The 12,949-nt window shown below is 42.9% G+C and carries 12 protein-coding genes; 2 read left to right on the top strand and 10 right to left on the bottom strand.

Going from position 1 to position 12,949, the window contains the following annotated elements; all coding sequences use genetic code 11:
- Nucleotides 1-79 precede the first annotated feature (79 nt).
- The gene (locus BM378_RS08805; protein WP_074989018.1) at nt 80-601 is read left to right on the top strand and encodes a cytochrome b; all 522 of its coding nucleotides are present in this window, start codon (nt 80-82) and stop codon (nt 599-601) included.
- Here BM378_RS08805 and BM378_RS08800 read toward each other — a convergent pair.
- The 4 genes from BM378_RS08800 to BM378_RS08785 form a co-directional block, all read right to left on the bottom strand.
- Nucleotides 598-1,737: a GGDEF domain-containing protein gene (locus BM378_RS08800; protein ID WP_065978617.1), complete on the bottom strand. Its 1,140-nt coding sequence runs from the start codon at nt 1,735-1,737 to the stop codon at nt 598-600. The genes BM378_RS08805 and BM378_RS08800 overlap by 4 nt on opposite strands.
- A gap of 76 nt (nt 1,738-1,813) precedes the next feature.
- A complete protein-coding gene (locus BM378_RS08795; RefSeq protein WP_074989016.1) occupies nt 1,814-2,290 on the bottom strand; it encodes a CC0125/CC1285 family lipoprotein in 477 nt (158 codons plus the stop codon).
- 11 nt (nt 2,291-2,301) lie between these two features.
- Nucleotides 2,302-2,997 (bottom strand): RT0821/Lpp0805 family surface protein, encoded by a 696-nt coding sequence (locus BM378_RS08790; RefSeq protein WP_074989015.1) that lies wholly within the window; start codon nt 2,995-2,997, stop codon nt 2,302-2,304.
- On the bottom strand, nt 2,997-3,488 hold the full coding sequence (locus BM378_RS08785; protein WP_065978614.1) for an RNA polymerase sigma factor: 492 nt from the start codon (nt 3,486-3,488) through the stop codon (nt 2,997-2,999). The genes BM378_RS08790 and BM378_RS08785 overlap by 1 nt, the downstream gene beginning before the upstream one ends.
- A gap of 174 nt (nt 3,489-3,662) precedes the next feature.
- On the opposite strand from BM378_RS08785, the gene BM378_RS08780 reads away from it, so the two are divergent.
- Entirely contained in the window at nt 3,663-4,952 is a 1,290-nt protein-coding gene (locus BM378_RS08780) for a S8 family serine peptidase (RefSeq protein ID WP_074989014.1), read from the top strand.
- A gap of 3 nt (nt 4,953-4,955) precedes the next feature.
- Here BM378_RS08780 and BM378_RS08775 read toward each other — a convergent pair whose 3' ends face one another.
- The 6 genes from BM378_RS08775 to BM378_RS08750 all read right to left on the bottom strand — a co-directional run bounded on the left by BM378_RS08775 (nt 4,956) and on the right by BM378_RS08750 (nt 12,949).
- Entirely contained in the window at nt 4,956-5,870 is a 915-nt protein-coding gene (locus BM378_RS08775) for a hypothetical protein (protein ID WP_074989013.1), read from the bottom strand.
- A 49-nt stretch (nt 5,871-5,919) separates the two neighbouring features.
- Nucleotides 5,920-6,681, bottom strand: a complete 762-nt coding sequence (locus BM378_RS08770) for a hypothetical protein (RefSeq protein ID WP_036966755.1) — start codon at nt 6,679-6,681, stop codon at nt 5,920-5,922.
- A 236-nt stretch (nt 6,682-6,917) separates the two neighbouring features.
- Entirely contained in the window at nt 6,918-9,494 is a 2,577-nt protein-coding gene (locus BM378_RS08765) for a TonB-dependent receptor (RefSeq protein WP_074989012.1), read from the bottom strand.
- A 109-nt stretch (nt 9,495-9,603) separates the two neighbouring features.
- The gene (locus BM378_RS08760) at nt 9,604-11,202 is read right to left on the bottom strand and encodes a glycoside hydrolase family 3 protein (RefSeq protein WP_074989011.1); all 1,599 of its coding nucleotides are present in this window, start codon (nt 11,200-11,202) and stop codon (nt 9,604-9,606) included.
- A 12-nt stretch (nt 11,203-11,214) separates the two neighbouring features.
- Complete coding sequence (locus BM378_RS08755) at nt 11,215-11,988, bottom strand: ATP-binding cassette domain-containing protein (RefSeq protein ID WP_074989010.1); 774 nt, start codon at nt 11,986-11,988, stop codon at nt 11,215-11,217.
- On the bottom strand, nt 11,981-12,949 hold the full coding sequence (locus tag BM378_RS08750; RefSeq protein WP_074989009.1) for an ABC transporter permease: 969 nt from the start codon (nt 12,947-12,949) through the stop codon (nt 11,981-11,983). Before BM378_RS08750 ends, BM378_RS08755 begins: the two co-directional genes overlap by 8 nt.

The following is a 12,949-nucleotide window of genomic DNA, read 5'->3' as shown; positions in this document are numbered from 1 at the left end:
TTCGTCACAGTTCTATATAAATCATAAGGTTAATCATTATTCTTGAACACATGAAAATCATTGTTTAAGGATTAATTAAATGAAAAACACCAAGCAAACTACGCATAAGTTCTTGCACTGGTTGAGTGCGCTATTGGTTTTGACTGTGATTGTAATGGGTTACTACATGACCTGGGCTACCGATTACAGCTTATACCACTGGCATAAGTCGATAGCGGTTATGATTGCGATGCTATGGGTAGCCAGAATTATCTATCGAATACGAAATCCGTTTCAATCAGCAGTGCAAAATCGCCTTACCAAATGGTTGCATGTTTATCATTGGGGGCTGTTAACTTTATTAGCTATCATGCTTGTTTCTGGCGCATTTTATAGTGGGTTTGGCGGCTTTGGTATTGGCTTGTTTTCGTGGCAACTCATTGCTAGTAACTACAATGAGGCAGGCGAGGCGGTTGCCTCTATTGCTTGGTTAAGTGAGGCAGGATGGCAAGTTCACATTTTGTGTGGTTATCTATTATCAGCCGCGCTGTCGTTACATATCTTAGCGGCACTTAAGCATCACTTTATTGATAAAGATATGACTTTAAAAGCCATGCTTTAAAGGTTTATTTCAACCCGGTTTCTGCCCTTATTTTTAGCCGAGTAGAGCGCTTTATCTGCTCGGTTAATTAGGTTATCGAATGTGTCATCTTGTTGCCAACGGGTTAGTCCAAAACTGGCAGTGAGTGTGATGTTATTTTCATGAAAAACAATTTCGCTGGTTTCAACAATAGTCCGAAGCGTCTCTAGCTTTTGTTGGGCTGCATTTTCGCTGGGCTCAAAACTCAAAATGAGGAATTCCTCTCCGCCCAAACGACAACATAAGTCTTGTTTGGCTAAATGGTGATTTAACAGTTCAGAGAATACTTCAAGTACGAGATCTCCCCCTTCATGGCCATAACTATCATTGATACGTTTAAAGTAGTCTATATCTACCACGCTGGCATACAGTTTTGAGTTGTGTTTTGAGGTTAATAAACGCTGTTGTTCAAGTATAAACTGTAACCCTCGGCGGTTGTATAAATTGGTGAGGGGATCTTTTAAAGAAAGGTCTAAGTAACGTTTTTTCTCGTCGATAAGTAACGTTGTTATGAGGCCTAGTCCTATCATCACAAACACAGTGGCATGCCCAACAACCGTTAGCGAATAAAGCACCGCAACAGTTAGGTTCCCAGAGACTACAATGGCTAATTGGCTTATTGCGATGATCAATAAAATACACAGGGCAGTGGCGAGTACCCCATTGCCTATATTACTTTTTAGTATGGCGCGTTTGAAACTGACATAAATAAGAACGGGCAGAGTTATAAATGTATAACTTAGCTGCGCGATAGCTAATTGGTTTATGGTTTTCATAAAAAATATAAACACGGCGCATACGAGACTAAAGGCTATTACTTGCAGGTTGAAGCGAGACTTTTCGTCGTAATTAAAAATAGCTAACTGAAGCAACATAATAGAGAGCACGTACATGGCGACACCTGAGCGAAAGTCAGGTGTGAGCTCAAAAATATTCTGTATCCATAACCACGAAAAGCCCGCCATTCCTAAATAGAAATACAGGTTAAATAGTGAGATTGATCGACTGTTAAACCCACTGGTCATTAATTTTGTGGCAATAACCGAGCAGGTAATAACGGTGATCATTAAGAAAATATAGAACCCGTGATAAAAATAGTTCTCGATGCTACCAGTCATGAGTCACACTGAAATGCGCTGTATTAGTAAAGAGTAGCACAGAAAGTTTCCCCGCGAGAAAGAGATATATCCCTGATTATTCAGGGTGATGAATATGTGAATAAGCATCTATTGCATCAATACTGGGTTTGATCCCCTTTCCCAAAACAATGATTAACTGTGTTGTAATTTCACGCTTTGCAATGTGGGGTGGCGACTCACTAGGGTAAGGTGAAGCTTGCCTTGAACAGGTAAGTAAACCACAGCGTGTTGTATAAGTTGCAGTTTGTCTGTGCGAGTTAAGCGCTGTATTGTTGTGCGATATGTGTGTATCTTGCGTGGTGACAACGAACCAGTCGTAACCTTGTTTTAGAGTTAGTTTGGCGGCGTGATGCAAACTAGCATCAAGCACGCCTTGCTTTGATAGCCTATTACTTTTATAGCGAAGCACATATTGGTTTTCTGCGAGCGGCTTAATTGTCAGTCCAACATGATTATCAATGTCATTATGTTGATTTGTGCTGCTGCAGCCACTGAGAATAAGGGTTATTAATAGTGTGATTAAAAACTTCATGGTTATTTTACCTATTGCCACTTATTCTCGCGTGCTTGCTGTTCTAGAGTGCGGTCGAGCGGCTGCCCCTTAATTGTATTATCGATAAAGGTGTCGAGCGCTGACGTGTTACTCGCGAGGCTATATGTTTGTCGATCATAGGGCTTTTGCTCAGTAGAGACTTTAAGTTGCCAAGTACCGTGTTCTTTACAGGCAATATGAGACTGCTGTGTTTGTTGTTGGTAAAGGGTGTACTGTCGACAAAAGTCCCCCGTCGAATTAATAAAACTTAATTGTGCTGTAAGTGAGCGTGCACTATCTATATTTGTTTTGTCACCGCTTAGTTGCTGCTCTAATGCATTTGCTATGGGCTGTTCAATATTTAATTGCTTTTGTTGCGTTAAACTGGCAACGCCCACAGTAAATAGCACAGCAATACCTGCTGCGACAGCGAGTTGCTTACGGCTGGCTTGTTTTATTTTTTGCCACTTCGACAGTGAAACAACCGTGTCGTTTGTTTGCTTGCCAAGGGTTTTTTCTAGCGATTTAGACAGTGGCATTGCATCAATTTGCTCAGCATGTTGTTTCACTAGTAAATCAACTTCGCTTAATTCGGCAAGGCGTATGGCAAGGTCTTCATTTTGCGCTATGGCGCTGCGAACTCGCTCCATTTCTTGCGCTGATAATTCATTGTCTAAAAAGGCACTGAGAGTTTGGTCGTCAATCATTAGGCGTTTTCCTTAGTGAAGTCAGGCTTTATTAATTGATACAAGGCACTTCGAGCTCGCGATAACTTACTCATAACGGTTCCAACAGGAATATCTAGCGTGTGTGCAACGTCTTTATAAGCCATGCCTTGTACTGCAACTAACGAGATGATTGCACGCTGCTCATCGGGCAGAGTAGTTAAAGCGTGGTTGACGCGTTTAAGAGTTTGCGAGGTCGCCAGGTGTTGCTGCCCATCATCGCATGTGGGTTCTTGTAAATCGGTATTTTGAACCGCTTTTAACCTTACTTTTTGCGAGCGATATTCATCAATCCATACATTACGGCATACTTTAAACGCCCACTTTAGTGGCTCAATATCGTCAGGAATTCCTTTTACCAACAGCTTTTCGATGGTAATTTGCACAACGTCATCTGCATCAGCTTGGTTGCCAGTTAGCGAAAATGCAAAGCGCCTAAGTGCAGGTAATAAACTGGTTAGTGTATTAGTCATGTTTTCCCTTATTTGTTAGGGCGTGTGGCCTTATAAATTAAGTGACTCATGAATGATTCAGCCTACACGCACTACTATAACGAGTAGAAACTGTTTTTATTCCCTAAATATGCAATTTATTTTTATTTCAAACGTTATACCTTTAACCTTAGTCAAAAGAGAAGTGACTGTAACATGAAAATAAAAGATGTTGCCTTTGGCACGTTATTGCTCATGTCGAGTAATTTATATGCCGCGGTTATAAAACCGATCAGCCCTATTATAGAGCAGATAGACCCAGCCATTGAACGTATTGAAGATAGGCTCGATATTCCACGTCGCGCATTGCCTAGCATTGATTCTATTCAACAACTTGCGACTGATATAAGCGCATTACCCAGCCGGTTGGCCATTTTGAATACGGTAGGAAAACCAGCATTCATAGAAATCGAAACAGAGCAGGGTTTTAGAGCCGTCGAACGGCAATGGATTTTGTTAGCTAATGAGCAGCATAGAGCGAAGCTAGAGCACATTGGTGCACAGATAGTCAGTCGTCAATCATACGATGCTTTGGGAATGGTTTTACTACGATTTGTGGTGCCTGAACAGTTTGATTCAAAAGCTCAATTACAACGTCTTTTGTCGATAGATGATGCGGCCTTATTAGGACGTAATCACATTTATCAAGCGCAGCAAGGTCCTTTGCAAGGTGTTAACACACATAAAAACCTGCCCGTTTGCGACTTGCCTGTGCGGGTAGGCATGATCGACAGCGCACTTAACTTGGCGCACCCTGGTTTTGTGGGGAGCACCATTGAGACTCGGTCATTTCTGCCCAATTCCGTGGCATCACCTGACTTACATGGCACTGCGGTCGCCGGTGTTATGATTGGTAAAACGACCAAGTTATCGCCATTATTAAACCAAGCAACGTTATACAGCGCGGCGGTTTTTTATCGTCAATCAGATTTGTCACAGGGTGCCACATTGGCTGCTATTGTTGATGCCTTAAATTGGCTGGTGGCTGCGCAAGTTCCAGTGATTAACCTGAGTTTTACTGGGCCAGATAATGCTATTTTAGCGGCAGCAATTAAGGCGACAATTGCGCAGCAAGTGACTCTTGTTGCAGCAGCCGGTAATGATGGCCCCGCTGCATTGCCGCTTTATCCCGCGGCGTATGAAAATGTTATTGCAGTGAGTGCGGTTGATAAAAATGGGCAAATATACCGTTGGTCAAATAAAGGTGACTACATTGATTTTGCAGCCTTAGGTGTCAACGTATTAACACTAAACTCGGGCGGTGGTGTAGGGGTTGAATCAGGGACTTCAATGGCGGCGCCGCAGGTGACTGCGGCTGCGGCATGTTTGGCGGCGAACCCCGATTACACACCCCATTCTATCTATAATAAGTTAGTTGAGCGTGCAGTCGATAAAGGAAAACCCGGAAAAGATAGCGTGTTTGGGCATGGCTCAATCACTTATTAAGGCTTAAAATTCAGCACGCAAAGAAATGGATGCAATGCTTTGTGTGTATGTATTTGCCTCTAATTGAGATTGATAATCCCCATACTCAGCCTCGGTAATTAAACTTAACGAATCAAGCAGCGATAGTTGCCAATGCGCGGTTAAGACATGGCGGCTTTCATCACGTGATGGAGTTGGCTCAGTGAGTATATCGTTTGGATTCTCTTGATAGTCTTTATCTTGATATCGCCAACCAATGCTCGCTTTATTTGTGTTGCCGAAAGCGGTGAACGTGTGTGAAACGCGCGTATTTAAAGTCCAGCCAGAAAAGTCATATTGTTGCTCAGTTGCCTCTTCTTTGTCGAGACTCGCACCCAGTAGCAACATGGTATTACCTTGATTTATAAAATAAAAAAGACTGGTGTCAAGGCCAAGGCTTTGTGCATCACGTGCAGGTTGAGTGGTAAATTGTTTTTCACCCGCTTTCAATGCTGCTCTTAAATATGTGGTGTTATTGACAAAGTGACCTATGTAAAGACTTCCTTGGTCGAGCGTTAAAAATGTTTTGTTTGCCACTTGGGCTGTTGCACCATCATAACGAAAGCCAATGTCAGTGTGTGTTAGCTTATAATTTGTGTCTAACCCGTATTGATGGAGCGATAAGTCGTATTGATCCAAGGTATGGTAATTGGTGTTTTCATAACGATAACTGGGTGTGAACTTGAGTGCATCGGTTGCTTTAAATTCTGCACTTAGACCCGCAGACAGCAAGGTGCCAGTGTCACTTTGCGATGAAATGACATCGAGCTCTTTTATTGCTAAATCTGAGTTGCTCGTTAAACCAATCTGAGCATGTGTATTAAACGTTGCATCGGCTGCGGTTGCATGAATGCTTAACGTCATTGCACTCATTACAGCAAGTGTTGTTAGTGTACGCATAGCGACCTCCTTAAAAGTGCGCCGGGTAATAACCCGGCACAACACGACTTTAAAGGCCTAAATTAAGGCTATTTTGGATACTGTTAACCACTTCTGTTGTTGTGGTCGCGGTGACTTGGTCAGCAACTTGTTGGCTGACACTATTACTCACAGTAGAAGTTACCGTTTGCTCAACACTACTTTGCACAGAGTCGATAGCGGCTTGTTGCACATTCCCTGACAGGCTTGATTGTAGGTTGTTGCTAATGGCAGATACTTGGTTCACATCAAGCAGTGGGAGCTCGGTTATGTTCGCTTGAGTTAATGAACTTGTTTGCTGATCTAGCTGGTTTTGCAAGGTCAGTGCAGTAGGGTTAATTGCATTACTTGTGGTCATTGCATTAACCATCGATACGCTGTTATCAATAGTTGCACCTGCTTGGTTTGATATCGCTGTTACACTCACTGAGTTGGCAGACTCATTAATGCTATTAAGTGAGCTTGCGGTAGTTGCAGTAGGCGTTTGTTCAGCATTTTGAGCCGTGTTTGTTGTGTTTGTTTCAGTACTGGTTTGTGCACTGTTGCTCGTAGTCGTGTTTGTTTCTGTGGCTGAGTTTTGAGTTGTCGCAGAGCCTGAAACTTGGCTATTTTGCATCAATGATGTCGTGCTTGTTTGGCTTGCATTAGCCGGTGCAAGAGATGTTTGCATATTACTTGAAGCTTGTTGGTCGGTTGATACCGATAATTGCACATCTGCTGCGTAGCTCGCCGTTGTTAAACCTGCTGAAGTTACTACACACATTGCGATTAAAGTTTGTTTAAAGTGAGTCATTGTCTCGTCCTCTTTTTTACGAATTGACATAGAGGTAACGAACAGACGAGATATTTATTCCCAATTTTTTTATAAGCAGGTGTGAAAGTAAGGCAAGCTGGGCAACTTGCCTTATGGTAGAGCATGGAGCTCTGTGTTAGCTAAAAGAGCTAGATAAGGAAAAACGTAAGCCTTACCTGTTGTGCAAGCAGCCGATGGCTGCTTACAATTATGCAAAAATATGCATAATTAGGTGTCTAGAATCGTATACTTGCACCAACAAAGTAACGGGTGCCAAATTCATCTACGCTGTGCACAATGTTGCCTGCTTTTGGTTGGCGTAAGACGAGGGCTTCGTTCAATAAGTTAGCTGCCTCAAGGGTGATATCTAGATAATCAGTCGCATGCCAAACAATCGATGCATCTAATTGATCATACGGGTCGTTCATGCTGTCTAAACTACTTCCGTTATACTGGCGAACCCAGTCATCGCGGTAGTTATAGGCTAGTCGTGCACTGAAAATTTCATTTTCATAGTAACCAGATAGGTTAAATGAGTTTTGTGATACTTCTTCAATAGGAACTTCTTCGCCCGCTGAATTTGTGCGGCTGCTGTCTGTATAGGTGTAGTTTGCTTGAATACCAAAGCCATTATCAAAGTCTTGTTGGTATTGTAATTCAAGGCCTCGTACATCGGCTGTACCGACGTTTCTTGAACGTGTTACAAGACATTCAGGACCGCAACCAGGGTAGTTTTCTTTAACGGTGGTTTGCTCAATGTAGTCGCTAATGTTCTTAATAAAGAATGTAGCACCGATAATAGATGATGGGCTGAAATACCACTCTATACCCATGTCATATTGGTCTGACTTATAGGGGTCAAGCTCGGGGCTGCCGACATTGGCTGTTTGAAAGCTTTCTGAGATGATATCTGCCACTTTCATATCGTCATAATCAGGGCGTGAAATTGCAGAACCTGCGGCGAAACGAAAAATCATCTCTTCAGATAAATCAACAGCTAAGTTAAAGCTTGGTAAGTAGTTACTGTAACTTTTGTTGATTTTATCTGGCTCGCCATTAATGCTGCCGGTTGAGAGAATATCAGTGTCGACATAGCGTAAGCCGATGTTACCTCTAAAGCCTTCACCCGAAAAATTACTTTTCACGTAGGCAGCAGTGATATCTTCTTCAATCGAAAAAGCATCTTTTACGGTGATTTCAGAAGGCTTATTTTTGTGTGCGTAATCCCATATTGCGGTGCTTGCAACAGGGAATGCTGACAAACTGCCTGCACGACCTTCAGCACTGTGTAAGCCTGATACAAAGCCACCATTGAAATCGGCGAGGGTTAAGTTATCTGCTTGAGCTGCCGCGACATCTAAATCTTGGAAATCACCTTGTGATGAAAAAACTTGCTCTTGCACTTTCAAGCCTGCTTGTATCGATGTAAACAAGCCTGACTCGAGCTGGAAAGTAAAATCAGCTTGGGCGTAATCAATTGTATTATCGCGTTTGTAGTTAATAAATGTGAACTCTTGAAATAGCGCAAAGTTACTGTGATCGCTCATATAATCAGGGTTTGTTGGAATTAACTCCAAAGGTCCTGCAACGTCAAAACTAAAGCTTGAGTTTGCAGTGTCGGTAATATCACCCCACCACGTACTTGACTGTAAAGTACGGCCTTCGGCATTAGAGCGACCAACTACAAAGTCTGCTGACCATGTGTCTGCATTGTAATTAACCGAAAAATTCAGTGCATCGGTTTGCATTTTGGGTGTTCGTAATACGGTATTATTGAAAAGGGGAGCAAGCCCAGGACCCGACGCAAGTGATGTTGCAGCTGTGACAATACCTTGATCATTGACAACAACAGAGTCACCTTGCATTTGCCCAAAGCCGACAATCGCAAATTGTGCTGAGTTTACATGGCTATTTTCAAGTTCAAATAAGTTGTAGTTTAAATCCATGCTTAAGGCGTCGCTAGGTGCGTATTGTAGCGTGATTTGTGAGCTGCTTCGCTCTCTGTCTTCATCAAATAAAATGGATGACATTGCACCATATGATTGGCGCTCTACACCATTTGTATCGACAAATGTGGTGTTACCAGCGGGACCAAAGTTTGATAGCGTTTCGCGGTATACTTTTGACTCTTCATTAGAGTAGGCAACTAAAACACCAAAGTTTTCATCGTCGTTTTTCCAACTTACAAGGCCTGAGTAAGCGGGTGACCATGTTTTAGCATTGGCGTGATAGCTGTTTTCAACAGAAGCGTAAACGGTGCCACTTTCTAAGTTAAGTGGTTTTCTTGTTCTGAGGTTAACTGTGCCTCCCATTGCGCCTTCGTTGATATCGGCCTCGGCTGATTTGTATAAATCCATTCCAGAAATTTGTTCTGCTGCCAGCATTTCAAAATTAAAACTTCGATTCATTCCACCTAAATCAAACCAACCGACACTGGCAACATTTTGGCCATTCAGTAATACCATGCTTTGTTCTGGTGCTGTGCCACGTACGGTTACACCCGCTACTTCGCCAAATGTACGTACGACAGTCACACCAGGAATACGTTGCATGGCATCACCGATATTTTTGTCTGGGAATTTGCCAATATCTTCAGCTGAAATAGAATCAACAACAGAATCTGCAAAGCGCTTAGTGTTTAATGCTTCGGTCAGGCTGCGACGAATACCACGCACTTCAATGGTCTCCATTTCCTTGTTTTCTTGTGCCTGTGATTCACTTTGCTGAGCATAAGTTGACAGCGATACGCTTGATAGCGCTGTCATTATGCATAGCGTTAAATAATGGGTTTTTAAAGCAGCGGTTGTTTTCATTAGGTTATCCTTTTTTGTTATCGTTATAATTAATAAAATTGATTTACTAATTATTTATTAAATCATTTTGACTAATTGTCAAGTTTAATTTGGTTGTTTTATGAACGCTCTATAACAGCTTTGCTATAACTTCTGCACTAATCGCTCTGCTTGAGTAGGCGCAAATATACGTTTTTAACTGCGGGTGGTTTTCGAGTTCGTAGTCAGAGCGCATGGCAATAACGATAAGCTGATCGGGCCATTTATCGATTGCCTTTTTGAGTATTTTTTGTTGCTCAGAAACATCAAATGACTCGCCGGGCAAAGGGTAATCTTCGGTTACTAGCACAAGGGGGGTGTTGAGTTCGAAGTCGTCGCTGTTCAGAGCCGCTAACAGTTGCTGATAGCTAAGCAGTGTGTGGGGCGTACTGCGTTGTTGCAGCGTACTTACAATGACATGTTGAGCCGATAAAGGATCATTGGGGCCTATGCCTCTGTCGTTAGTTATTTTTTCGTAACCTTGCGGGTTTGCAGCAAATGCTAAGGTAAATGGGCGAGTGTTGAGTGGCCAAAGTCCTTGTTCATTTCTTAATACTTTTATGGCTTTCTCTGCTGCAAGTTTTGCAATGTCAGAGGCTTTATTAAGCAGACTGTTCGTTGGTGTCGGCGAATCTGCAAAGTGCCTATATTTGAACACGAGTACCTGTTGAAGCCGGTCATTAATGACTTTTTCATCCAGAACGTTATTTTTTACAGCGTCGATAACCCCTAGAATAGTCGCCGCTTGAATTTCTTTGTAGGGGGTTGTGCTGTTTTCGTAATGCTCCTCACTTAACATGACAATATGAGCACCTGCTTCAAGCGCTTTAATAGCGGCTTCGGCAGGCTCATAATTATGCCTCATTGACCACATATTCATGCTGTCGGTAATAATTAGCCCTTTAAAACCCAATTGTTTTTGTAAAATGTCCTGCAATATGATCTTCGATAGAGTTGCGGGGTTTTTAGGGTCTATTTGCGGATAGCAAATGTGGCTTGTCATAATAAGCCCTGCGCCTTGCTCAATAGCGGCTTTAAACGGAACTAAATCTTGTTGCATGAGTGCGGTAAAAGATTTATCTACAATGGGGAGGGTTTGATGTGAATCACTCTGTGTATCACCATGACCAGGAAAATGTTTTGCACAACACAGGTTTCCCGACTTATTTGCTCCCTCGACTGCAGCGCTGACATGATGGGCAACTCCAACCGTTTCTTCACCAAAAGCACGTAAGCCAATAATCGGGTTATTAGGGTTTGCGTTGACATCAGCACAAGGCGAAAGCAGGGTGTTGTAACCAATTTGCTGCATTTGCTCACCATAAACTTGGTACATGTCTGCGGTAAGTGCGCGATCATTTGCTTGGCCCAGCGCCAGATTACCGGGACCTAAATCGGTATGGTGTGTGAGTATTCCCCAAGCGCCTTCTTGATCTACTGCGAGTAATAAAGGGACATCACATGCTCTTAAAGCGGCTTCCTGTTGTAGCATAGTCGCCAAATTCGTTGCCTCTTTAGGATTGGCAGCGTTGTCATCTGTGATATAAAAACCACCCACATGGTAGTATTTGACTAATGCTTTTGCGTATTCGTAATCATTACCTGCAAAAGCGAGTAAGAACAGTTGACCCACTTTTTCGGCTAAGGGCAAGGTGTCGATTAATTGGGCTACTTTTTTTTCTATGCTCATGATTATACTTCCTTATGCTGCTGTTTTAGCGCCTGTGATGAGGCTAACTAAGTCTTCTTTGCTTACCTCGGATACAGCAACATCGGCAACCGATCTACCTTGGTAAAGTACAACCGCTCTGTCGCATGTTTCTACGACATGCTGCATATTATGGCTGATCAATAATACGGCAACGCCTTGAGAGCTGATAAGGTTGATTAGCTCATTGACTTGGGCGCTTTGCTCAACACCTAAAGCGGCTGTTGGTTCGTCCATAATAACGATATCAGCTCCCCAGTTTACAGCGCGGGCAATGGCCACAGCTTGGCGCTGTCCGCCCGATAAACGGTAAATCTGTTCTTCAAAACTAGGAATACGGCTGTTAAGTCGGTTTAATGCTTTTTTGGCTTTTTTCTCCATGGCTTTTTTATCAAGCCAGCCTAGTCGACGAAGAATAGGGTTTTTGTGTTTTATTTCACGGTTCAGAAATAAATTTTCTGTAATGTTGAACTCTGGCACCATGGCGAGGTCTTGAAAAACTGTTTCGATCCCAACATTGCGTGCATCTAAAGGGGAGTCAATATTGACCACTTGACCATTCACGATTATTTCGCCTTCGTCTGGGCTATGAATGCCTGAAACACAGCGAACTAAGGTTGATTTCCCAGCGCCATTGTCGCCGAGTAAGCCAACAACTTCGCCTTTGTTAATGGTAAAGTTAACCCCTTGAAGTGCGTGAACACCGCCAAAACTTTTTTGTATATTTCGGACTTCTAAGGCCACTTGGTCGAGTGCTGTTCTAACCATTTTTTAACTCCTTGACGCCAATAGCAACGGCAATCACTAAAATTACACCGCGCGCAATCATTTGTTCATTGGTGGAAAAACCAGAAAGGATTAACCCGTTATTGATCATACCCATTAACCACGAGCCTAAAATTGCGCCAATAATGCAAGCGCGACCACCAAAAAGACTGGTTCCACCAATGGCAACAGCCGCAATCACAGTTAATAAGTCTGCTTCGCCGAGTGTGTAGCGTGCACCATGTAAACGACCGGCATACAACAAGCCTGCAAGCGCCGCTGCTAAAGAAGAAATAACCAATGCATAAAGTCTAATGCGTGTCACTTTAATGCCCATGGCGAGGGCTGCTTTTGGACTGCCTCCCACGGCGAGTAAATGACGGCCAAAAGAAAGCTTTGTTAGAACAATGTAGGCAATTGCTGCTACCACAACAGTCCAAATAAGTAAGGAAGGCACACCAAAAAGCTCGCCCGCTCCAAATAAAGCAGTGAAAGTTTGGTCGATAATTGGCACAGATTCTAAATTAGTAATTTGTCGTGCAACGCCTGTAATTACGCCCATTGTACCTAAGGTGATAAGCAATGAAGACACTTGCAAGCGCTCGATTAGTAAGCCGTTAATAAGGCCCACAATGAGTCCCACGCTCAAGGCGCCAACAACAGCAAGAGGAATGCCTACATGCTGTAGCAAAATCGCGCCGACTAACGCCGAAAGTGCAACAACGGCACCAATTGACAAGTCAATATGCCCAACGGCTAATGCAAACGTAAGTCCAATAGCCATAATAGTGACGGGCGCTGTTTGTCTTACGATATTCATGAAATTGGTGAGGCTAAAGAAGCCACTGTCATGGAGCGTAATGGTAAATAGCAGCATCACGGTCAGAAAAATATAGTAAATAAAGAACTCTCGCTTCAACGCGAGACCCTTTATTTGGTTTAGTGTTAGTTGATTTATGCTCAT

The sequence above is a fragment of the Pseudoalteromonas lipolytica genome (assembly GCF_900116435.1).
In the GTDB taxonomy this organism is placed as follows: domain Bacteria; phylum Pseudomonadota; class Gammaproteobacteria; order Enterobacterales; family Alteromonadaceae; genus Pseudoalteromonas; species Pseudoalteromonas lipolytica.
Note: the sequence above shows the minus strand (reverse complement) of the source record. Positions and strands in the feature narration are given on the sequence as shown.